This is a genomic window from Nonomuraea fuscirosea (genome assembly GCF_003001935.1).
Classification (GTDB): domain Bacteria; phylum Actinomycetota; class Actinomycetes; order Streptosporangiales; family Streptosporangiaceae; genus Nonomuraea; species Nonomuraea fuscirosea.
The window spans coordinates 223302-244903 of sequence record NZ_PVNG01000014.1 but is presented as its reverse complement, the minus strand read 5'-3'; the positions used below and the strand labels follow the sequence as shown (position 1 = coordinate 244903).

General features: G+C 73.3%; 16 protein-coding genes. 2 read left to right on the top strand and 14 right to left on the bottom strand.

Translation table 11 applies throughout. The features are described 5' to 3' along the window. Nucleotides 1-174 precede the first annotated feature (174 nt). The 9 genes from B0I32_RS30850 to B0I32_RS30805 all read right to left on the bottom strand — a co-directional run bounded on the left by B0I32_RS30850 (nucleotide 175) and on the right by B0I32_RS30805 (nucleotide 11823). Nucleotides 175-2874: an MGH1-like glycoside hydrolase domain-containing protein gene (locus B0I32_RS30850; protein ID WP_146178366.1), complete on the bottom strand. Its 2700-nt coding sequence runs from the start codon at nucleotides 2872-2874 to the stop codon at nucleotides 175-177. Between the two features lie 124 nt (nucleotides 2875-2998). Beyond that, nucleotides 2999-3742 (bottom strand): YoaK family protein, encoded by a 744-nt coding sequence (locus B0I32_RS30840; RefSeq protein WP_106245723.1) that lies wholly within the window; start codon nucleotides 3740-3742, stop codon nucleotides 2999-3001. A 139-nt stretch (nucleotides 3743-3881) separates the two neighbouring features. Next, nucleotides 3882-5546 carry a glycosyltransferase family 2 protein gene (locus tag B0I32_RS30835; RefSeq protein WP_181307949.1) on the bottom strand — a complete coding sequence of 555 codons (1665 nt, stop codon included), beginning with the start codon at nucleotides 5544-5546 and terminating at the stop codon, nucleotides 3882-3884. Between the two features lie 281 nt (nucleotides 5547-5827). Next, nucleotides 5828-6550 carry a TetR/AcrR family transcriptional regulator gene (locus tag B0I32_RS30830; RefSeq protein WP_245956132.1) on the bottom strand — a complete coding sequence of 241 codons (723 nt, stop codon included), beginning with the start codon at nucleotides 6548-6550 and terminating at the stop codon, nucleotides 5828-5830. A gap of 138 nt (nucleotides 6551-6688) precedes the next feature. After that, on the bottom strand, nucleotides 6689-7894 hold the full coding sequence (locus B0I32_RS30825) for a cytochrome P450 (protein ID WP_245956131.1): 1206 nt from the start codon (nucleotides 7892-7894) through the stop codon (nucleotides 6689-6691). A 177-nt stretch (nucleotides 7895-8071) separates the two neighbouring features. Continuing rightward, complete coding sequence (locus B0I32_RS30820) at nucleotides 8072-8911, bottom strand: pectate lyase (RefSeq protein ID WP_219912081.1); 840 nt, start codon at nucleotides 8909-8911, stop codon at nucleotides 8072-8074. Between the two features lie 234 nt (nucleotides 8912-9145). Next, complete coding sequence (locus B0I32_RS30815) at nucleotides 9146-9346, bottom strand: ferredoxin (protein ID WP_106245718.1); 201 nt, start codon at nucleotides 9344-9346, stop codon at nucleotides 9146-9148. Nucleotides 9347-9374: 28 nt separating this feature from the next. Further along, nucleotides 9375-10586, bottom strand: a complete 1212-nt coding sequence (locus B0I32_RS30810; protein WP_106245716.1) for a cytochrome P450 — start codon at nucleotides 10584-10586, stop codon at nucleotides 9375-9377. A 43-nt stretch (nucleotides 10587-10629) separates the two neighbouring features. Continuing rightward, the gene (locus B0I32_RS30805) at nucleotides 10630-11823 is read right to left on the bottom strand and encodes an NAD(P)/FAD-dependent oxidoreductase (protein WP_106245715.1); all 1194 of its coding nucleotides are present in this window, start codon (nucleotides 11821-11823) and stop codon (nucleotides 10630-10632) included. 140 nt (nucleotides 11824-11963) lie between these two features. Between B0I32_RS30805 and B0I32_RS30800 the strand changes: the two genes are divergently transcribed. Beyond that, the gene (locus tag B0I32_RS30800; protein ID WP_106245912.1) at nucleotides 11964-12629 is read left to right on the top strand and encodes a TetR/AcrR family transcriptional regulator; all 666 of its coding nucleotides are present in this window, start codon (nucleotides 11964-11966) and stop codon (nucleotides 12627-12629) included. Here the strand turns inward: B0I32_RS30800 and B0I32_RS30795 are convergent. The 3 genes from B0I32_RS30795 to B0I32_RS57965 form a co-directional block, all read right to left on the bottom strand. Then, nucleotides 12586-14379 carry an HAL/PAL/TAL family ammonia-lyase gene (locus tag B0I32_RS30795; protein ID WP_245956130.1) on the bottom strand — a complete coding sequence of 598 codons (1794 nt, stop codon included), beginning with the start codon at nucleotides 14377-14379 and terminating at the stop codon, nucleotides 12586-12588. The two genes, B0I32_RS30800 and B0I32_RS30795, sit on opposite strands and share 44 nt — an antisense overlap. A 237-nt stretch (nucleotides 14380-14616) precedes the next feature. Next, nucleotides 14617-16365 carry a DJ-1/PfpI family protein gene (locus B0I32_RS30790; protein WP_106245712.1) on the bottom strand — a complete coding sequence of 583 codons (1749 nt, stop codon included), beginning with the start codon at nucleotides 16363-16365 and terminating at the stop codon, nucleotides 14617-14619. Nucleotides 16366-16525: 160 nt separating this feature from the next. After that, nucleotides 16526-19582, bottom strand: coding sequence for a helix-turn-helix transcriptional regulator (locus B0I32_RS57965; protein WP_181307947.1), 3057 nt, complete (start codon nucleotides 19580-19582; stop codon nucleotides 16526-16528). Between the two features lie 157 nt (nucleotides 19583-19739). On the opposite strand from B0I32_RS57965, the gene B0I32_RS30770 reads away from it, so the two are divergent. Next, a complete protein-coding gene (locus B0I32_RS30770) occupies nucleotides 19740-20435 on the top strand; it encodes an SDR family oxidoreductase (RefSeq protein ID WP_106245710.1) in 696 nt (231 codons plus the stop codon). Nucleotides 20436-20441: 6 nt separating this feature from the next. On the opposite strand, the gene B0I32_RS30765 is transcribed toward B0I32_RS30770, so the two are convergent. Both B0I32_RS30765 and B0I32_RS30760 read right to left on the bottom strand, forming a co-directional pair. Then, nucleotides 20442-21032, bottom strand: coding sequence for a hypothetical protein (locus B0I32_RS30765; protein WP_106245709.1), 591 nt, complete (start codon nucleotides 21030-21032; stop codon nucleotides 20442-20444). Then, nucleotides 21029-21532, bottom strand: a complete 504-nt coding sequence (locus tag B0I32_RS30760) for a hypothetical protein (RefSeq protein WP_106245707.1) — start codon at nucleotides 21530-21532, stop codon at nucleotides 21029-21031. The genes B0I32_RS30765 and B0I32_RS30760 overlap by 4 nt, the downstream gene beginning before the upstream one ends. Nucleotides 21533-21602 lie beyond the last annotated feature (70 nt).

The window sequence follows — 21602 nt, the reverse complement described above, 5'->3', positions numbered from 1 at the left end:
GTCCGAAAGTCAACCTTCATGCAAGGGTCAACAGGATCTTAAAGCGAGGCGAGGAGATGCGAGGACTGGAGTGGCGAGCGGGTATGCAGGTCGTCGCCAGTCACCTGACTTATCCGGATTTATGGCGATATTCCCGATTGTTGTAAATCCGGCGGTAAATCCCGTCGGGCCTCGTCAGCCGAGGTCGTCCGGACGGAAGTCGGCGGCGGAGAGCCGGTCCTTCATGACCAGCAGGACGGCCACGAGCGCGGTCCATCCCGTCTGGTGCGCCGCCCCCAGGCCGGCGCCGTCGTCGCCGTGGAAGTACTCGTGGAACTGGATCAGATCCCGCCAGTGCGGATCCTCCTGGAACGTCCGCTGCCCTCCGTACACCGGCCGCCGCCCGCCCGCGTCCCGCAGGAAGATCCGGACCAGGCGGGCGGAGATCTCCTCGCCCACCTGGTAGAGGGTCATCCGGTGGCCCGAGCCCGTCGGGCACTCCACCGTGAAGTCGTCGCCGTAGAAGGCGTACAGGTGCTGCAACGCCCGGATGACGAGGACGTTGACCGGGAACCACACCGGCCCGCGCCAGTTGGAGTTGCCGCCGAACATGCCGCTGTCCGACTCGGCCGGCAGATACTCCACCCGGTACTCGCGGCCGTCCACGTGGAACGTGTACGGGTGCGCGGCGTGGTGCCGCGACAACGAGCGGATCCCGTACGGGCTCAGGAACTCCTCCTCGTCGAGCATGCGCGCCAGCACCCGCCGCAGCTTCCGCTCGTCCAGCAGCGAGAGCATGCGCCGGCCGCCGACGCCGGGCCGGTCGGCCGCCGACATGCCCGCGGCCAGGTCGGGATGGCGGCGGGCGAACTCCCTGACCCGGTGGTAGAGGCGGGCGTCGCTCTCGTCCGGGCGCGGCGTGAACACCGTCGTCGCGCAGAGCGGCAGCAGCCCCACCAGCGACCGCACCTTGAGCCTGACCGCGTCGCCGCCGGGCAGGCGCAGCACGTCGTAGAAGAACCCGTCCGCCTCGTCCCACATCTCCTCCTTCACCTCGCCGATCCGGTCGGTCGAGGCGGAGATGCGCAGGAAGTGCGTGGCGAAGCGCACGGCCAGATCCTCGTACGCGGGCGAGCGGTCCGACAGCTCCGCGGCCATCTGCAGCATCGTCTGCGTGTAGAACGCCATCCACGCCGTGCCGTCGGCCTGGTCGAGCGTCCCGCCCGTCGGCAGCGCCGCGCTGCGGTCGAACACGCCGATGTTGTCCAGGCCGAGGAACCCGCCCTGGAACACGTTGCGGCCGTCCGGGTCCTTGCGGTTGACCCACCAGGTGAAGTTGACCAGCAGCTTCTGGAACACCCGCTCGACGAAGTCCAGGTCGCCGGCGCCGTCGAGCCCGCGGTCCATGCTGTCGACGAAGCGGGCGGCCCACGCCTGCACGGGCGGGTTGACGTCGCCGAACGCCCACTCGTACGCCGGCACCTGGCCGTTGGGATGCAGGTACCGCTCGCCGAGCAGCACCTCGATCTGGTGCTTGGCCAGCTCGGGATCCACCATGGCCAGCGCGACCGCGTGGAAGGCCAGGTCCCAGGCGGCGAACCAGGGATACTCCCACGTGTCCGGCATGAGCAGGATGTCGTCGGCGTCGAGGTCGTACCAGGCGTGGTTGCGCTGCCCGGTGCGGGTCCACGGGTCGGCGCCGTGCTCGGCCAGCCAGGTCTCCACGTCGAACAGGTAGTACTGCTTGCTCCACAGCAGGCCCGACAGCGCCCGCCGGAGCACGAGCGCCTCGTCCTGGCTCATCGTGTCCGAGGTCAGCCCGGCGTAGAAGGCGTCGGCCTCCGCCCGCCGCGCGCTCATCACCGCGTCGAAGCCGGCGCCGAGCGGGTCTCCCACGTCCGCCGTGCCGAGCGGATCCCGTACACCTTCCACGTCGTGCGCGTCCTCCTCGGCGAGGCGGACGCGGACGGTCGCCTCGCCGCCGGCGGGGACGGTCAGCGTGTGGTACGCGGCGGCCTTCGTCCCGGTGAGCTCCGGGTTGACCGCCCCGGCCTCCCCGCCCACCACGTGCCGGCCGATGCCGTCCTTGACGTACGGGGTGGCGTTGCGGCTCCCGTGCAGGCGCTCGTGGTTCGTCTCGTTCTCGGTGAACAGCAGCGGGACGCCGGCCGAGCAGTGCAGCCGGTACGCGCCCAGCTCATGATGCTCGGCCCTGATCACGCCCGGCCCGGTGGCCCGCATGACAGGCCGGTCCGCGCCCTGCCCCCACGACCAGGTGTTGCGGAACCACAGCGTCGGCAGGACGTGCAGCACCGCGTCCTCCGGCCCCCTGTTGGCCACGGTGACGAGCATGAGCAGGTCGTCCGGGGCGGCCTTGGCGTACTCGACGAACACGTCGAAGTAGCGGTCGCCCGCGAAGACGCCCGTGTCGAGCAGCTCGTACTCGAAGGAGCGCCGGTCCCTGGCCGCGCCGGTCCGCACGAGGTCGTCGTACGGGAAGGCCGCCTGCGGATATTTGTACAGGTAGCGCAGGTAGGAGTGCGTGGGCGTGCTGTCGAGGTGGAAGTAGTACTCCTTCACGTCCTCGCCGTGGTTGCCCTCGCCGTTCGTCAGCCCGAACGGCCGCTCCTTGAGGATCGGGTCCCTGCCGTTCCACAGCGCCATCGACAGGCAGAGCCGCTGCTTGTCGTCGCTGACGCCGCCGAGACCGTCCTCACCCCAGCGGTAGGCGCGGGAGCGGGCGTGGTCGTGCGGGAAGGAGTTCCACGCGTCGCCGTCCGCGCTGTAGTCCTCGCGGACCGTGCCCCATTGGCGTTCGCTCAGGTAGGGGCCCCATCGGCGCCAGGGCGCGTCCGGAGCGGCCGACCGCGCCAGTCGAATCCGTTCGGCATCCATCCTCGCAGCATCCTCCTCGTACGAATCCCCGCCTCATCCCCGGAAGGTGAGGTCCCGGTGCGCCCGCCGCGCACGCTCACGGCCGGTGCCTCCGACGGCCGGGAGCGCTCGTGCCCGGACGGGCTCATGGCGGGGGTGCGGGCGGCGGCCGGACGAAGGCGCTGGAGACCAGGGCGGTGGCCACGCCCGCGAGCGCGATCACGGGAGCGGCGGCGGGCAGCAGCCACACGCAGAGCGTCGTGACGGCGGCCCCGCCGGCCAGAGCGAGCAGCACGGCGATCAGCCCGGCCAGGTGCGGCTCGCCGGTGCCGGGCGTGAGGTGGCGGAAGAGCGAGCTGGTCAGCGCACCGGTGATGAACGTCGTCGACCCCACGAACGTGTGCAGCCGATGCGTGACCGCACTCTGGACGCCCATGGCGACCGCGGCCGCGGCGATCATCGCCAGCCGCACCCCTTCGGCCACCGCCTGACCCGCGTCCTGCATCGCCGGCTGCGAGCCGTCCGCCGGCGCCGGGTTCATGGCCTGCGCCAGCACGGACCCAGGGATCTGGGCCAGCGCCCAGACGGCGGCCAGGCCGGCCAGCAGCACCAGCTCGACGCCGACGGCCACCCTGATGCGGGCCGACCAGCCGGTGAGCCGGCCGAGGAAGCGGAAGGCGGCGCCCAGACCGCAGGTGAAGGCGATCAGCGCCACCACCGAGCCGACCGCGTCGGCCAGCCGGCCGTGGCCCGCCGAGACGCCGAGCAGGACCAGGTTGCCGGTCATGTTCGAGGTGAAGACCTGGCCCAGGGCGAGGAAGGTGAAGGCGTCGACCGCCCCCGAGGTCAGCGCCAGGCTCAGGACGGACACCCGGTTGCCGTGCAGCATCCCCCCATGCTCCGTCGCCCGCCCCGCCACCTCCCGAAGGCGCGCTGACCCGCCCGGAGGATCACCCCACGACCCGACACTCCAGCGCCGGGATCGCCTCGCACGGAGGTTCCGGTGCCGGGGTCAGGGGCGGAACGGGTCAGTTGCGGGTTCTGCGGCCGAGGGCGCGTTTCATCCGGCCGGCCAGGATCGCGCGCATGCCGCGCCGCGCCTGCTGGCCGCGCTGGGCGGCGTGGAGTTCGCGGCGCAGCGTGCCGACCTCCCTGCGCAGCTCCACCGTGCTCTTGCGCCAGCGCGCCGCCTCGTCCCGCCACTTGGCCACCTGGGCGCGCAGCCGCTCGGCCTCCTTGGCCAGCCGGGCCGCCTCGGTCTCGGCCTGCACCCTGGCCTTGTACGCCGAGCGCCGCCCCACCAGCTCCCCAGGCTCGTCGCTGAAGTCGTACGTCTCCGCGTCCACCCACCGCACGCCCGAGACCTCGTCCACGACGTCGTCGAGGGACTCACCGGGCCGGGCGACCAGCCGGGCGCGGGCGAAGGAGGACACGCGTTCGAGCCGGGCCGAGACGACCCCTTCCGCCGACTCCCGCAGCAGCACCTCGACCAGGCCGAGCGCCTCGTTGCGGGCCAGTGCCAGCAGCCGGGCCAGGCTGTCCTCGCCGGGCGCCCATCCGGCGGGCAGGCGCAGCACGAAGGGCGTGGACGGGTCCACCTCCTCGGCGGTCGCCAGGCGTACCCGGCTCTCGTGCTCGTAGTGGCCGTGCACCAGGACCAGGTCCAGGTTCGGGTCCTTGAGCGGGGCGCGCCGGTCGCGGTCGAGGGTGTCCCAGGGGCCGACGACGACCACGGACAGGTCCGCGACCGTGGCGGCGAGCAGGGCGTCCACGCTGGCGCGCACGGCCTCGTACCCGGCCGTGCCGTCCACCACCGCGGTCACGTACGGCACCTTCCACTGCCGCGCCGGATGCGTGCGCAGCCACTGGTAGGCCGGGATGCGGTCGGCGACGAAGGCGTGGCTGACCCGGTCGATGCGCTGCTGCTCGCGCATGCGCATGGTCGGGCCGAGGTGGTACGCGCGTGCCCGCGGCTCCGGGATGAACACCGCTCCCGCCTGCGCGAGGCGGTAGCCCATCTCGGTGTCCTGGCCGAGGATCAGCTCGTCGTCCATGGGGCCGGCGGCTTCGACGAGGCGGCGGCCGACCGAGGTGGCCCCGCCGACGTGCAGGCTGAACGGCCGGGCCGTGTGACCGACGAGACCGTTGGTCCGCTCGACCAGCCCGACCAGCCACGCGTGCGGCTCCGCCGGCTCGAACGCCGCCTCCAGGTCCTCGGGCAGCTCGGCGGGCAGCGGCGCGGAGGTGAAGCGGATGTAGCCGGTGACGGAGAGGTAGGGGGCGGCGTGGTGCCAGCGCATGTGCGCCTCGACGGCGCCGGGCGTGAGCACCACGTCGGAGTCGAGCCAGTGGATGACGTCGCCGGTGGCCTCGGCCAGCCCGGCGTTGCGCGCGTTGGCCCGGCCGGGCAGGTCGCAGACGATCAGCCGGGCCGCCGTGCCCTCCGGCAGCCGCAGCGGGGGCGAGCTGCCGTTGTCCACGACGATGATCTCGGTCAGCTCCGCCGGGTACGTCTGCCGCGCCAGCCCCTGCAGCACCAGGTCCAGCTTCTCCTGGGCGCCGTAGGCGGGGATGATCACGCTCACCCGGAGCTCGGGGGTGAAGCGCTCGGGCGGCTGGAGCACCCGGTAGTCGTTGCCTCGCACCCGCCGGACGTCGCCCCCGCCGGCCTTGTCGAGAGGAGTGACGGACATGCGCGCAGAAGCTCCTTTTTGATCGGCCCGGACGGACGGCGCCCTACTTTAAAGCACATAACTGGGAAAAAGGCCGACTTGTAAGGCGGTGCGCAAGTATTGTCCCACGTCAGACCTGTCAGAATTCACCCAGGAAATGGCCAGGTGTCCACCGCACACTGACTCCCTCCCGACGCCTGCCGCCCGTCCGGCACCCGCCTGGAGGGCCGCCATCCGACGCCCGGTCTGGAGGGCCGCCATCCGACGCCCGGTGTCGCGCGCACGACGGGACTCGCCGGCCTTCAGCCCGCTTCCGTCGTCACCGGGGCCGGCCACAGACCGGCCAGGGCGTCGACGAGCCCGGTGGCGGTGGCCTCCCAGCTCGTCCGCGCCGTGCCGCCGCCCTCGTGCAGCGCCCGTTCGCGCTCGGCCAGCGTGTGCACGACGAGCAGGCGGCTCATGTCACTGCGTTCGCGGTGCACCTCCTCCGGCAGCTCGGGCAGCAGGCGGAACATGCCCTCCAGCGTCCGCCGCATCGAGGGCGTGGCCACGGACTCGTCGATGACGATCCGGCGCAGGCCGGGAACGGTGTCGAACTGCGCCAGGCACCGGGCCCGCCAGCACGGCACGCCCAGCGCGTCGAGGTGACCGGTGGCCGGGCGCACCAGGCACGAGATCCACGCACGCAAGTCGTCGGAGCCCCCAGGACCGCCGGGGGCACCGGAGCCGCCAGGACCGCCAGGACCGCCGGAGCCGCCGGAGCCGCCGGAGGAGTCGATGGCCGCCAGCATCCGCAGGCGCCGTCCCTCCGTCTCCGTGGTGTAGCGGCGCACGATCGCGCGGACGAGGTCGGGCTTGGTGCCGAAGTGGTAGCCGACGGCGAAGTTGTTCGCCTGCCCGGCCGCCTGGGCGATCTGCCGGTTGGACACGTCGCCGACCCCGTGCTCGGCGAACAGCCGTTCGGCGGCGTCCAGGATGGCCTCCCGCGTCTCCTGTGCCCGCTCGCCCCTCCCGGCCCCGCTCACCACCGGCCTCCGCTCCCCGCGCTCACGCGATCCGCCGCGCATCCGCCGCACGTCCTCCGCACATCGTGCGCACGACCGTACACGGACGCGCCGGCCGGCTGCCGCGCCCCATCATGCTCACCCGGCTCTCACGACGTATCACCATCGGACCTGGACCTGTTCCAACCCTCCCACGATCAGGCCCTCGCGGCGCCGCAACGCGGCGGCGGGGACGGCCGGCTCCAGCGTGGGCAGCCGATCGAGCAGGACCTTCAGCACGGTCTGCAGCTCGGTGCGGGCCAGCGCCTGGCCGAGACAGGAGTGCGGGCCGACCCCGAAGGCCACGTGCGGGTTGGGCGAACGGTCCAGCCGCATCTCGGCGGCCCGCTCGAACTGCCGCTCGTCCCGGTTGGCCGCGGCCATGCTGCAGATCACGGTGGTGCCCCCTGGCAGCCGTTCGCCGCCCACCTCCACCTCCTCGCTGAGGTAGCGCGGCATGCCGAAGCCGGGGTTCGCGTCGAAGCGCAGCGACTCCTCCACCGCCGGCCGGATCAGCGCGCGGTTGGCCAGCAGCGCCTGCCAGCGGGCCGGGTCGGCGAGCAGCATCGACATCATCTTGCCGATCATGTTGGCGGTGGTCTCGTGCCCGGCGACCAGCAGCCCCTTGGCCGTGCCCATCAGCAGCTGCTCGGTCAGCCGCCCGTCCAGCCCCTCGACCATCGCGAGCAGCTCACTGATCAGGTCGTCGCCCGGCTCGGCCCGCTTCGCCGCGACCAGCGCCATCAGGTACGCGTCGAACTCGGCCTGCGCGGCGTCGATCTCCTCCTGGGTGAACCTGGTCATGCTCAGCATGGTGTCCGACCAGTACGCGAACCGGTCCCGGTCGGAGTCGGGCACCCCCAGCAGATCGCAGATCGCCCACACCGGCAGCGGGAACCCGACGGAGGACACCAGGTCGGCCGGCTGCCCCTCGGCGACCATCCGATCCACGAGCCGCTCGGTCATGGCCTGGATCCTGGGCTGCATCGCGGTCACCCGCTTGGCGGTGAACGCCCTGCCGACCAGCTGCCGCCAGGCCCGGTGGTTCTCACCGCTCATGGTGCTCGCGCCGCTGAGGGCGCCCCCGAACACGCCGCCGGACTCGTTCGCGGTGACCCGCGCCGCGTCTTCGGCGTCGAGCCGCCGGGTGAAACGCGGATCGGACAGAACCTGCCTGACATCGTCGTACCGGGTCAGCAGCAGCGCCTCGTCACCACTGGCCAGCCGGATCGGCGCCACCGGACAGTCCTGCCGCAACTCGGCCCACTCAGGCGGCGGCTCCAGCGCGGTGGGATTGCGGAAGGGGTATTCGGGCGCTCCGGTCACGGTCTTTCCCCCTGTCGGATGGCGGCCGACGCCTGATGGACACCGGCTCGATGCCATCTAAGTCACGTCGATCACTTTAAGTCAAGCGACTCAAAATCGTGTCGTGTCCCTTCGGATGCGGAAGGGCCGTGAGCGTGGTCGTGCTCACGGCCCTGGGGAGGCGTCGCCCTCGCGGGGTCAGCGGTAGGTGATGTCCGAGCTGGAGTAGAGGCAGTTGACGCCGTCGGCGCCGGAGCCGATCTTGCTGGGCTCGCCGCTGGTCACGCCCCGGTACTTCTCGCAGACCACGATCTTCCTGCTGGAGTCGCCGGCGATGGTGACGCCCGAGAAGCGCGCGGTGTCGCCGTAGTTGGTGTTGATCCCGGCGAGCGACTTGCCCGGGGCGGTGATCGTCACGTTCGAGATGACGACGTCGCGCTTGTGCTGGGTGGAGCAGTTGCCGCACGAGCGGTAGAGCTTGCCGAAGTTGCTCACCTCGAAGTTCCTGATGTACATGGTGCCCGGGCCGTTGTGCTGGAACACCTTGTCGCTGGCCGAGCGGGCGCCGCCGCCGTCGATGGTCATCGTCTGCGACGACGACGTCCCCTTGAACGTGGCCGCGTCCTCGCCGACGTCCTCCCACCAGACGTTCTGCAGGGTGCAGGTGCCGGAGCAGTGGATGCCGTCGGCGGCGGGGGAGCCGAGGATGACGTTCTTCAGCACGGCCCCGTTCGCCAGCTTGAAGATCGGGTCCTGGCCCTCGTCCTGGCCGCCGCTGCCGAGATCGCCGGTGCCGTAGTGGCGGACCATCCGGCCGTCGAGCGTGCCCGAGACGTTGATCGTGGCGCCGACCGCCTTCTGGCCGCTCGGCGTCGGCCAGGCGGCGGCGTGGGTGGTGGTGGTCGCGCTTGTGCCCGAGGTGCTGGTCGCGCTCAGACCCGAGGCGGCGCCGGCGACGGGGCCGCTGCCGACGCCGCCAGCGACGGCCAGCGCGGCGACGAGCGCCGCCGCCATCCGGGTCAGGATCGTCCTGCTCACATTCGACTCCTTGTGTGCGGGCCCTCGCGCACGCGGGTGCGCGAGGGGCGGGCCGGTGGAGAACTCCTGTGAGGGTAGGAAAGCGCTTTCCGGACGTCAACGAACGGCCGTGGGGCCGTACCTGAGGAACGGGTGTCAGGCCCGGTCAGGGCATGACACCCGGCATTTACGCGAGTGAAACTTTCAGGTCGGGACGGTCCGGCGCGCCCCAGGACGCCGGACGATCCGCGGGCCTCAGGCGTCCTCGGTCACCTCGATGGCGGCGGCGGGGCAGACGGCGGCCGCCTCGCGGACCAGGGCGTGCTGATCCGGCCCCGGCTCGGCGTCGAGCAGCAGCACGATGCCGTCCTCCTCGCGCTGGTCGAACACCTCGGGCGCGAGCAGCACGCACTGACCGGCGCCGCAGCACTTGTCCTCGTCGACGGTGACTTTCATGCGGGAACTCCCTTCTGATCGATCGGATTCACCAGCGGACGGGGACCGTGCGCAGGCCGCCGACGGCGAGCCCCTCCACCCGCTCCAGCTCCGCCACGGGCACGGCCAGCTCCAGGCCCGGCAGCCTGCGCAGCAGCACCTCCAGCACGACCTGCAGCTCGGTCCGCGCCAGCGACTGCCCCAGGCAGGAGTGCGCCCCCGAGCCGAAGGACAGGTGCGGGTTCGGGCTGCGGGTCAGGTCCATCTCGGCGGCGGCCTCGAAGGCGCTCTCGTCGCGGTTGGCCGCGGCCATGCTGCAGATGACGGTCGTGCCCTTGGGCAGGACCGTGCCGCCGACCTCGGTCTCGACGGGCAGGTAGCGCGGCAGGCCGAAGCCGGAGTTGGCGTCCAGGCGCAGCGTCTCCTCCACGGCGGTGCGGACCAGCGCCGGATCGGCCAGCAGCGCCTCCCAGCGGCCGCGGTCGGCCAGCAGCATGGAGACCATCTTGCCGATCATGTTGGCGGTGGTCTCGTGCCCGGCGACGAGCAGCGCCATGCCGGTGACGAGGATCTGCAGGTCGGACAGGCCGCCCTCGTCGGGGCCGCCGGCCGCGATCAGCTCGCTGAGCAGGTCGTCGCCCGGCTGGTCGCGCTTGGCCGAGACGTGGCCGGACATGTAGGCGAAGAACTCCGTCTGCGCAACCTCGATCTCCTCCCGGCTGTAGCGGGTGAGGTTGAGCAGGGTGTCGGACCAGTACGAGAAGCGGTCCCGGTCCTCGGCCGGCACGCCGAGCATGTCGCAGATGACGTACACCGGCAGCGGGAACCCGAGCCCGGCCCGCAGGTCGCCGGGAGCGCCGCGCTCGACCATCGCGTCGATGAGTTCGTCGGCGATCCGCGCCATCTGCGGCCGCAGCGCCGCCATGCGCTTGGCGGTGAACCACCTGCCGACCAGGCGCCGCCAGCGCAGGTGATCCGCACCGGAGTCGGGGATGATCTGCGACACCTCGCTGTTGAACACCCCGCCGCCGTCGGCCGACAGCCTGGCCGCGTCGGGGGCGCTCAGCTGGCGGGTCAGCCGCGGGTCGGCGAGCACCTGCTTGACGTCGTCGTACCGGGTCAGCAGCGTGGCCTGGTCGCCGCTCGGCAGCCTGACGTGCGCCACCGGGCATTCACCGCGCAGCTCCGCCCACTCCGCGGGTGGGTCGAGCGGCGCGGCGGCCGGGATCGGGTAGTTCAGGACCTGCTCGTCGATACTCATCAGGCATCTCCTCGTGTGCGACGGTTGATCGGCTGGTGGCTTCTCATGCGGATGAGAGGGGCTGGGAGCGCTGCCAGGCGCCGAGCGAGCGCTGCCGCAGGACACGGGCCTGCTTGGGCATGTTCCAGCCCAGCACGCCGGTGATCTCGCCGCCCTCGCGGTAGACGGCGGCGAAGCGTCCCTGCTCGGGGTCGCCCTCGGTCACGCTCAGCTCGGCGTCCGGGGCGGGCAGCCCGTGCATCTGCAGCTTGACGTCGTACTGGTCGGTCCAGAAGTAGGGGATCGGCGTGTACGGGCGGTCGGCGCCGAGCAGGTTGGCCGCGACCACCTGGGCCTGCTCGGTGGCGTTGGTGCGGTTCTCCAGCCGCAGCCGCCGGCCCAGCCCCTCGTGCTCGAACGCGGCCACGTCGCCCACGGCGTAGACGCCCTCGGCGGCGCGGCAGCGCGTGTCGCACTCCACCCCGTCGCCCAGCGTCAGCCCGCTTCCGGCCAGCCAGCCGGTCGCCGGGCGGGAGCCGACGGCCACCACCACCGCGTCGGCGGGCAGCGGGTCGCCGGTGGCCAGCCGTACCCCGGTGACCCGGCCGTTCTCGCCGCTCAGCGACTCGACGGCGGCGCCGAGCCGGAGCCGGACCCCGCGTGCGGTGTGCAGGCGGCCGAGCAGAGCGCCGATCACGTCGCCGACCTGGTCGCCGAGCAGGGTGTGGCCGAGGCCGGCGAGCGTGACGTCCAGGCCGAGGCCGCGGGCGGTGGCGGCGATCTCCGCGCCGAGCACGCCCTCGCCGACGACGACGAGCCGCCTGGCGCCGGCCAGGTGGGTGCGCAGGGTGAGCGCGTCGTCCAGGCCGCGCAGCGTGTGCACGCCCGCCAGCCCGTCCTGGCCGGGCAGCCGGCGAGAGGTCAGGCCGGTGGCGATCACCACGGCGTCGGCGCTCAGCACGCGGCCCGAGGCCGTGGTGGCCGAGCGCGTCCCGGCGTCCAGCGCGACCGCGCGGTCGCCCCGGACGAACCGGGCGCCCAGCGCCTCCAGCTGCGCCGGCGAGCGGAGCCGGGCCTTGGCCGGCTCCCACAGCCCGGCCAGGACCTGCTTCGACAGCGGCGGCCGGTCGTAGGGGAGGTGCGGCTCGGCGTCCAGCAGCGTCAGGCGGCCCTCGTAACCGTGCCGCCGCAGCGCCTCGGCGGTGCTCAGACCGGCGGCCGAGGCGCCCACGATCAGGATGCTTCCGGGCGGGGTCACGCCGTCTCGCTCCGGTGGCGCGGGGTGGCCCGGCCGGCACATGTCCGCATCAACAGTGGTCCTTTCCGTCGCGTCGCGCCCACCTTACCCTGCATCTGTAGGAAAACCTTCACATGTAGGCAGGCGGTAGGGTGCACGGTGTGGGCATCACGAAAGACGACCGCGCCCCTTCGGGCGATCGGCGCGTACGCCGCACCCACGCGGCGCTGGCGCGAGCGCTGATCAAGCTGGTCGAGGAGCAGGACCTGTCCAGGATCACCGTCGCCGACGTCGCCGAGCGGGCCGGCGTGAGCCGTTCGACCTTCTACGACCACTTCCGCGACGTGCACGAGCTGGCCGAGGCCGCGTGCACGGCGATGATCGACCGGCTGATCGAGTCCCTGCCCAGCCCCGCGCCCGGCGTGGTCGATCCCGAGTCGGAGGCGACCCAGTCCCTGGAGGCGTTCTTCGCCGCCCTCGCCGAGCACGCGGGGCTCTACCGGGCGCTGCTGGGGCCGCAGGGCAGCGCGCGGGTCGTCGACCACATCCGGCGGCGGGCCACGGCGGGGGTGCGCGAGCGGCTGAGCGAGGTGCACGCGGCCGGTGCGGGTGACTCCGCCGGGGAGTCAAGGGAGCCAGGGGAGCCGGGGGAGCTCGGGGAGAACGCGCATGACGTGCCGGCGGCGTTCGCGGCCGGGGCGATCATCGGGGTGGCCGCCGACTGGCTCCAGCGCGGCTGCCCCCACACCCCGGTGGAGATGGCCCGGCTGGTGTGGCCGCTGTTCAGTGCGCTGTTCCGGCTGGACGCCGAGCCGCGGCGGCCCTGAGACGGGCGTCCCCTTCGCGCGGGCGAGGGGTCGCGGGAGTCTTGAGCCGGGCGTCCGCGTCGCGCGGGCGGGGCGTCGCGGCGGCGGGCGCGGGGCGGGGGACGACCGGGACCAGCCGGCGCTCGCGCACCAGCCGGATCACCTGCTCCAGGTCAGGGGTCAGATAGCGGTCGTCGGCCAGCGGCGGCACGTACCTCCTGAGCTCCGCGTGCAGCGTCCGCGTGACGGGGCCGAGCGGCAGGCCCGCCATCTTCGCCGCGATGAGGTCGATGCCCTGGGCCGCCATCAGGTACTGCACCGCCAGGACGATCTCCAGCCGGTCGAGGTTCTCGTGCAGGTGCCGTACCGAGGCCATGGCCATCGTGTTGTGGTCCTCCTGCCCGTCCTTGACCGGGCGCGACAGCGTGCCCGCGGGGGTCGCCCTGACCTGCATCTCCGGCACCAGGGCGGCGGCCACCGTCTGGACCTGCACCATCCCGGAGTTCAGCCCGACGGTCCCGCCCGCGAGGTTGGCCGGCAGGCCGTAGCTCCACCTGGGCGACAGCAGCCGTCCCGACAACCCCTCCGACAGGACGCCGACGTCGGCGAGCTCCGCGTTCAGGCTGTCGGCGAGATGACCCATGACGGAGCCGTCCCAGTTGCCGCCCATCACGAACTCGTACCCGCGGCCCTTCTCGCGCCGGAAGATCAGCGGGTTGGAGGTCGAGGAGTTGGCCTCCCGCACCAGCGCCTGGCGGGCGTCGGCGAGCACCTGGCGCAGCCCGGCCAGGATGTGCGGCGCCGCCCGCACCGACACGGCGTCCTGGATCCGCGGCTCGTAGTTCGCCGGGTCGAGCCGCCTGCGGCCCTCCTCCGTCATCCAGCCCGAGCCCGCCACCATCGCGCGCAGCCGCGCGGCGACCGCGTTCTCCTCGGGGATGTGGCGTTCTCTGTGCGTACGCGCATCCAGCGACCCTCGCTCGGCCCTGGTCGCCTCCATGAACAGGGCGAAGGCCCCCTCCGCCTGGTCGGCGAGCGCGGTGGCCCGGTGCACGGCGTGCATCAGCGTGGCGGCCAGCACGGTGCTGCCGCTGACGATCGGCAGCGCCTCACCCGCCTGGAACGTGAAGTCGCGCGGCAGCCCCGCCCTCGGCAGCATCGCGGAGGCCGGCCCCTCCATGCCCCGGTAACGCACGGGCGCCTCCCCGCCGAGCGCCGCCAGCCCGGCCGCCGCCTGCGGCTGCAGGTCACCGGTGCCCAGCGAGCCGATCCCCGGCATCCGGGGCACGACCCCGGCGTTGACCAGGTCCAGCAGCCGCTGGGGCACCGCCGGCCGGACGCCGACCTTCCCCCTGGCCAGCTGGTTCGCCTTGATGACCAGGGCCAGCCTGACCACGTCGTCCGGCAGCGGCTCGCCGACGCCCGCCGCGTGCGAGCGCAGCACGTTGCGCTGGAACTGCTCGGCCTCCTCCAGCGAGAGCGGGCGGTCCTTCAGCGGGCCGAGCGCCTGGTTCCACCCGTACACCCGCTGGCTGTCCAGGGCGGCCAGCGCGCCCGCCCGCGTCCTGTCCAGGACGTCCGCCACGTCCGGCGCGAGCCGGGCGTGGATCGGGCGGCCGTCCAGGATCGCGAACGCGTCGCGCAGAGTGAACGACTTGCCGTCCAGTGCCAGGCCCAGCACCGCAGCCGGCGGGATCGCGGGCCGGTCGGGCTCGGCGGTCGCCTGACCGGGCACGAACAGGGCGGCGAGCAGGCCCGCTCCCGTGGCCATCCGTCCCACTCTGATCATCCTGGTCCCCCGGGGCCTCATGGTGCCGATCGCTGCGGCTCCGTTATAGCGGCGGGGAGGGGGAGGGCCGGGGCGGCTCGGCGGGGGCGGGCTGAGTGCTTACCTCCCCTTCGGAGAGATATGGACGGGCACGCCGCACGCGGCTCTGAGGTGCGTCCGGGTGCGGCGCGCGGTCCTGTGCGTACGGGCGCGGCGCGCGGTCCTCTGCGTACGGGCGCGTCACGCGGTGCTGGGCGCGCGGGTGCGGAGGCGGCGTACCAGGGCGATGACGCCGACCGCCGCCGCCGCGCCCAGCAGCGCGAGCACCAGCGGCACCGCGGTCGCCGCCCACGGCCAGGCGCTGCCGCGCAGGTCGAGGTCCAGCACCGGGTACTCCAGCGTCTTCGCCGTCCACAGCGCCGTCCGCACGTCATACGTACGGGCGATGTCGCGCACCACCGGATCGAACGCGAACTCCTCCGTCGTGTGCAGGTACTCGGGCCGCACCTCGCCACCCGTCCCCGCGACCTGGCGGCGCGCCGCGTCCAGGCCGGGCACCAGCAGCCGGCCGACCCCGGCGGCGGTCGCCGCGCGCGGCACGAACGTCAGCCCGTGCCGGGACCGCACCGCGCCCTCGCCGATCGCGACCGTCCTGGCGACCATGGCGTGCTCGGTGTAGGAGATGAACGCCGAGGCCAGCTCCAGCTCCCCGACCCCTTCCACGAGCCGGACGCCGATGGTCGAAGGCCCGGTCTGATAGGCGGAGTTGACGCCCACGACCGCGTCCAGCGGCTCCAGCGTCGAGGTGGGGATGCCGCCCGCGGTGCCGGGGGAGTAGTACCGCCAGTGCACCCGGTCCGCCGCCGCCCGCGCGGTGTCGGCGTCGACCAGCCGCTCGAGGATCCGCAGGGCGCCGTCGACGCCGGACAGCACGCCGGCCGTGCTGATCACGTTGCCGTCGTCCACGTACCGCGTGCCGGCCACCCACTTCACCTGGGGGAAGTCGGCGCGCAGCCCGGCCAGGCGGAGCCAGTGCGAGGTGGCCGTCCTGCCGTCGAGCAGCCCGCTCTCCGCGAACGCGCGTGCGCCTCTGCAGACGCTGACCGTCAGCGTGCCCGAGGCCGACTGGCGGCGCAGCCAGTCGTTGATCGCGGCGTGCTCGGCCTGGGGCGGGTCCTGCAGCGCCGGGATCATCACGGCGTCCAGGCTGTCGTCGTGATCGGCCAGCACGCCCGCCAGCTGGTCGAACGTCAGGTCGGGCACCAGGTCCAGCCCGCCGGTCAGCGGCGCCGTCCCCGGGCCGGCGGCGACGATGTACGTGTTCACCCGGCCGGTGCCCGCCAGCACCTCGTACGGGCCCAGCAGGTCGGCCACGTTCGTGCCCTCGCTACTGGTCAGCAGGGCCACGGTGGGCTTGGCCGGGTCGTGCGGGCGTGGGACGGGCTTGACCGACACCGTGTCCGGGCGCCGCTCGTACAGGTCGGCGAACTTGCCGATCGTGTTCACCGCGGCCACCGCCCCCGGGACGAGCAGCGCGACCAGCAGCACCACCGCCCGCTTCGCCCACTTCGGGTTGATGGTGAGCCGGTGGGTGTGGCGCGTGTACTCCTCCCGCCGCCGCAGCATGGCCAGCGCCATGAAGACGAACATGAGCACGTGGCCGGCCGACATCACCACATCACCCGCCAGCACGCCGAACCAGTAGGGGACGAGCAGGATCAGGAACGGCGCGAACATCGCCAGCCCCATCTCCGCGACGGCGGCCCAGCCGTGGTGACGCACCCGCATCCAGATCGACATGCCGATGACCATGTCGGCGGCCATGACCAGGACCTCCACATCCGTCCCTGGGTTCGGGGGGAGGAACAGGCCCCATAACGGGTCGAGCAGCAGCATTCCGGCGAACATCGCGATGACCATCTCGACGTAGTGCCAGATGAACCGGACTACAGGGCGGTGTCTGGTTTGCTGGGGGTCGTGGGCGGCCATGGCCGTGCTCCTGACGTACGGGGGATCGTGACGTCGCCGACGTTAGAGAACAAGGCGGCACGGCCGAATCAGTGAAGTCGCCGGTCCTCGTTCACGAGGTGTGGCGCCCGGTCGGTCAGGAGGCGTGGCGCTTGTTCACGAGGCGAGCCGTCCGGCCGTGTCAGGAGGCGAGGCGCTCGGCCAGGACCAGGCGGATGAGCTCGGCCCTGGAGGCGATGCCGGCCTTCTGGAAGACCTTGCGCAGGTGGTAGTCCACGGTGCGCGGGCTGAGGAACAGCCGGGCGGCGATCTCACGGTTCGTCAGCCCCTCGGCGACGGCCAGCGAGACCCGCAACTCCTGCGGGGTGAGCATGCCCAGCGCATCCCCGTACTCACCGGCGGCACCACGAGACTCGCCGGTGGCACCCCGCCGCGTCACCTCACCACCCACCCGGCCTCGCGCCGCGTCCGCGGACGTCGCCTCCCCGGACGTCTCCTCCGGCGTCGGCCCGTCGGCAACCCTCGCGCGTGCCGTATCGGCGGTGGCTCTCGCCAGTTCCGTCGTCTCGGCGGCGGCTCTCGCGTGTGCCGTCCGAGTGTCGGTCCGCGCCGGTGACAGCTCCCCGGAGGCCCTGGGGCGGGTCGACTCGCCGGTGGCGCGCAACTCGCCCTCCGCCCGCTCGGCCCAGGCACGGGCGCCCATCCGGCGGAAGCTGTCGGCCGCCTCCCGCAGATGCACCTGCGCCTCGTTGCGCCGCCGATCCCGCCGCAGTTGCTCACCGCGCAGCAGTCGCGTACGGGCGCACTCGAACGGCGAGTCGGACATCGCGTGCAGGCGCAGCGCCTCGGCGTAATGACCGTCCGCATCCCCATCGGCGCCGACCAGTGCCCGGCAACGAGCCACCAGCGCCGCCACGTCCGCCGCGAGGCCGGCTCCCGTCGCCGCCGATGCGGGCCCGGTTCCCGTCGGTTCGAGCCGGGCGGTGTGGCCCGTCCACTTCTCGTAGCGGGTCGTCGCATCGGCCGCTCGGGCGTTCTCGCCGGCGCGTACGAGGGCTTCGACGAGGTCGGGAAGGACGCCCATGGCCAGGTCGGGCGGGGGGTCGGCGGTCCAGTCGCCGATCGACTCGAAGTGCCTGGCGGCCTCACCATGCCGACCGGCCACCAGTTCGATCAGCCCCAGCGCCCGCCTGGCGTACGCCATCGCGTCGCACAGCTTGCGGCCGCTCGCCTCGGCCAGGACCTCGGTGGCCAGCCGCGCCGCGTCCGGTCGTCCCCTGAGGGCGGCGCACAGGGCCAGCAGGCCCCGGTTGCGGCAGGCGGTGTTCGGCTGGCTGGCGTCGGCGGCGAACTGGCAGCCCTCCTCGGCGTGGGCCTCGGCCAGCCCGAACCTGCCCCGCGCGAGCTCGTCGGCGGCCTGGTATTCGAGGTTCCACGCCAGCCCGCCCAGCGACCCACCGGCCCTGGCCAGCCGCCCGGCCTCGCGGTAGAGCCGCCGGCTCAGCTCGTGCTCACCGAGCTGCCGGGCAACGCCCCCGGCCAGGGTGAGCGTGGCCGGATCGGTGATCGCCTCGAACCCATCACGACCGTCGTGAACCCCCGCCCCACCCAGGCCAGGCGCTACCTCGCCGGACGCCGGCGCCCGCCCGGTGGACGGTGGCCGGAGGGGGTGGCCCGTGCGGGTGAGGCTGAGGCGGTGGAGGAGGCGCAGGACCTCGTCCTCCGGCTCGTCCAGGGGGACCTCGGCGAGCCAGCCGGCCAGGTCGGCCCAGGTTTCCGGCCGGTTGGCGCGCAGGCCGAGGTCGCCGTACATCGCGACGGTGGGGGTGAACAGCCGCCGGTCGACCCGCAGCGCGCGCGGGATCCAGGGCCTGATGAGCTCCAGCGCGTCCTCGGTCGAGCCGGCGAACTCCGCCACGATGGCCCGTACCGCCGCCAGCGCGATCCGGTCGGCCTCCTCCAGGTGCGGCTCGCGTACGGCACGGTCGAGCAGGTCGGTGGCGGCGGCGGTGAGCCCGCCCTGGACGGCGGCCAGGGCGGCGCCCCAGAGTCGACGCCCTCGGCGCGGGCCGTCGGCGGTGAGCTCGGCGGCCCTCGACAGCGCGGACATGGCCGCCGCCGGACCGCCGCGCAGGGCGGCGTGCTCGGCCGAGCGTTCCAGTTCGGCGGCGGCCCGCTCGTCGTGCCCGACGGCCGCCTGCCCGAGGTGCCAGGCGCGCCGGTGCTGGTCGGCCTGCCCGTCGAAGGCGGCGGCGAGCGCCCGGTGGATCGCCGCGCGCCGGTGCACGGAGGCGCTGTGATAGATCGCGGAACGGATCAGCGGATGCCGGAACACCAGCCGCGTCCCGTCGTACGTGAGCAGCTCGTCGATCTCGGCGCGGTGCAGCGGTTCGGACGGGATCCGCAGCGTGGCGGCGGCCCGCTCGACGGTGTCGACGCTGCCCGAGCCGTCGGCGGCGATGAGCTGGAGCAGCGGCAGCTCCGCGGCGTGCCGGTCCATGACCTTGGCCAGGAACGAGCGCTGCAGCTCCTCGGTCATGGCCGGCGGCTGCTGCGCCCCTTCCGGATGCGGCTCGCGGCCGGCGAGTTCGAGCAGGGCCAGCGGGTTTCCGCCGGTGACGGCCAGCAGCCGGCGCTGTTCGCCGTCGCTCAGCCGCCGCCCGGCCAGCAGCGCCCTGGCCGCGTCGGGCTTGAGACCCATGAGGGGTACGCGGCGCAGCGCGGGCAGGTCGGTGTCGTGCCCTTCGTCGGCGCGCGCGGCCAGCGCCACCACCACGGGCTCGTTGTCCAGGCGGCGCGCGACGAACGCCACCGTCTTCAGCGTCGGCTGGTCCGCCCAGTGCGCGTCGTCGATGACGCACAACACCGGCTGCTCGCCGGCCCACAGCGACAGCAGCGACAATGCGGATAATCCGACCAGGAACGGGTCCGGCGGCGTGCCGTGCGCCCGCCCGAACAGCACGCTCAGGGCCTGCGCCTGCGGGCCGGGAAGCTCGTCCACCGCGTCGAGCGCGGGGAGCAGGAGCTGGTGCAGGGTCGCGTAGGGAAGGTCGGCCTCCGGGGCGACGCCGACGGCGCGCAGCAGCCGGAAACCGGTGGCCCGCTCCTCCGCGTACGACAGCAGCGCGGTCTTCCCGATGCCGGGCTCCCCGTGCAGGACGACCCCGCCGCCGCGCCCTTCGCGCGCCCGCCGCAGCAGGGAGTCGAGCAGCGCGGTCTCGCCGTCTCTCCCCAGCACACGGCGAGCATAGAAAGGGTCCGGCACCGGTGACAACGCCTTTCGGCCCGGCGGACCGGCGATTTCACTGATGCGCCCGCGACGGCCCGGCTCCTAGCGTCGGGAACGGAAGTCCAGCCGGAGTCCAGCGGACGAGCCGAGGGCGGGGATCATCTCCATGGCGTACGAGGCAGTGCACGAAGCGTCGCACGAGCCGCTCCAGGGCCGTACCGTCCTCGTCACCGGCGCGGCTGGGGGTGCGGGCGCGGCGGTGGCCTGGGCGCTGAGCAGGGCCGGAGCGAGCGTGGTGCTCGCCGCCGGCGACGCGGAGCCGCTGGAGGAGCAGGCCGCGCGCATCGGTGCGGCCGGCGGCCACGCCATCGCCGTCCGCACGGATCTGACGGACCAGGTGGCGGTACGGCGCCTGGTCGAGCAGACACTCGGCGCCTTCGGCCGCCTCGACGCCGCCTGCAACAACACCGCTTGCAGCGGCACCTGCGACGACGCCGCCTGCGATGCCTCCTGCGATGCCGCCTGCCACGACGCCGCATGGACTGACGCCGCGGCGAACGACGAACGGGCGCACGGGCTGGCGCTGGCGATGCGGTACGAGATCGCCTCGATGCGCACCGGCGGCTCCATCGTCAACCTGACGCCCGGCCCCGCCGGCATCGCCCTGACCCGGGCGACGGCGCGGCGGCTCGCCGGCTCGGGGATCCGGGTCAACGCGGTGACCGCGGGCGGCCCGGACGAGATCGCCGGCGCCGTCGTCTGGCTGTGCTCGGACGCCGCCACCCACATCACCGGCGAAACACTGACCCCGCCCTCCCTGCGCCCCGCCAACCGGCCCCGAAAGCGGCCCGCAGGTCGCTGAGCACGGTCAAAGGGGGACGCGGCACAGCAGCCGGGTCGCGTCCAGGTACCGGGCGTCCATGAAACGCCCCGACAGCCGCCCCGCCACCACGAGCCAGTTCTCCAGCCACAGTCCCAGGCTGCCCACCGGCTCGGCCGGCCCGGTCGTGTGGAAGTCGATCAAACCGGGACGGCTCGGCAGGAGGCCGTCGGCGTGCTCGCGAAGGGCCCAGGGCGTGGCGATGTCCCGAGGGCTCAGCTCCCCGGCCGTGGTCCCGTCCGAGTAGGACAGGTCGTGCACGCCGATGCCGTGACGGTCCCACACCACCCGCACGAACCGGCGTCCGCCGGCGGCAGGCAGGTCGGTGCGCGGCGGCGGGCCCGCGATGGTGATGGCGTGGGTCCAGCCGGGGGAGTGCTCGCCGATCCAGAGCAACTCCTTGAACGCGTACGGCTCGTACGACCGCATCGCCTCGCCGAACCCGCAGGCGACCCCGGCGGCCGGGTCGGCGCCCATCAGACGGGCCACGTCGCCGGGGTCGCCCTCGATCCAGATCCCGGCGAACAGGTCGCCGAGCCCGCGCGCCGCGAGCAGGGGCCACTGCGCCTCGTGCGTCACGAGGCCGTCACCCGGCGCAGCGTCCGCCGTTCGGCGAGCCAGGCGGCGTCGACGAAGCGGCCGGTGAGCCGCCCGACGGCGACCAGGTGAGGTTCGAGGTCGTCCTCGTCGCCCACGTCGTCGTTGAGGTCGAGGTCGTCCAGTCCTTCCTCCTCGTAGAGGGCGCCGGGGCCGGAGAACTCGTCGATCTCGCGCGCGTACCACAGGTCGAAGACGCGCCGCTCCGTCAGACCGAGGCGGGGATCCGCGTCGCCGAACACGAGGGCGAACGTCCAGCCGGGCGCGTGCGGGCCCATCCAGGCGAGGGTGGCGCGCGAACCGAGCCCGTGCCAGCGCAGCGCGGTGGTCAGGCCGCAGTCGAGGGTGTCGCCGGGGTCGCAGCCGGCCTCGGCGGCGATCGCGTCGACGTCGTCGCCCTCGATCCAGGCGGCCTGGAAGTCGCCGCGCAGCCCGGCGGCGGTCAGCAGCTCCCACTGGTTCGTCTCAGGAAACAGGCCCACGTGGCTCCTCGGGTCGGCGTACGGACAGACAAGATCGTATAGCCCTGCCAAGGTCGGGTGCAGCGTCCGG

What these genes read in the sequence shown, in the direction of transcription:
- B0I32_RS30840 (WP_106245723.1), bottom strand. Translation starts at nt 3,742, where the DNA reads ATGCTGCACGGCAACCGGGTGTCCGTCCTGAGCCTGGCGCTGACCTCG.
- B0I32_RS30810 (WP_106245716.1), bottom strand. Translation starts at nt 10,586, where the DNA reads ATGAGTATCGACGAGCAGGTCCTGAACTACCCGATCCCGGCCGCCGCG.
- B0I32_RS30795 (WP_245956130.1), bottom strand. Translation starts at nt 14,379, where the DNA reads ATGGCCACGGGAGCGGGCCTGCTCGCCGCCCTGTTCGTGCCCGGTCAG.
- B0I32_RS30770 (WP_106245710.1), top strand. Translation starts at nt 19,740, where the DNA reads ATGGCGTACGAGGCAGTGCACGAAGCGTCGCACGAGCCGCTCCAGGGC.
- B0I32_RS30835 (WP_181307949.1), bottom strand. Translation starts at nt 5,546, where the DNA reads ATGTCCGTCACTCCTCTCGACAAGGCCGGCGGGGGCGACGTCCGGCGG.
- B0I32_RS30850 (WP_146178366.1), bottom strand. Translation starts at nt 2,874, where the DNA reads ATGGATGCCGAACGGATTCGACTGGCGCGGTCGGCCGCTCCGGACGCG.
- B0I32_RS30790 (WP_106245712.1), bottom strand. Translation starts at nt 16,365, where the DNA reads ATGGCCGCCCACGACCCCCAGCAAACCAGACACCGCCCTGTAGTCCGG.
- B0I32_RS30815 (WP_106245718.1), bottom strand. Translation starts at nt 9,346, where the DNA reads ATGAAAGTCACCGTCGACGAGGACAAGTGCTGCGGCGCCGGTCAGTGC.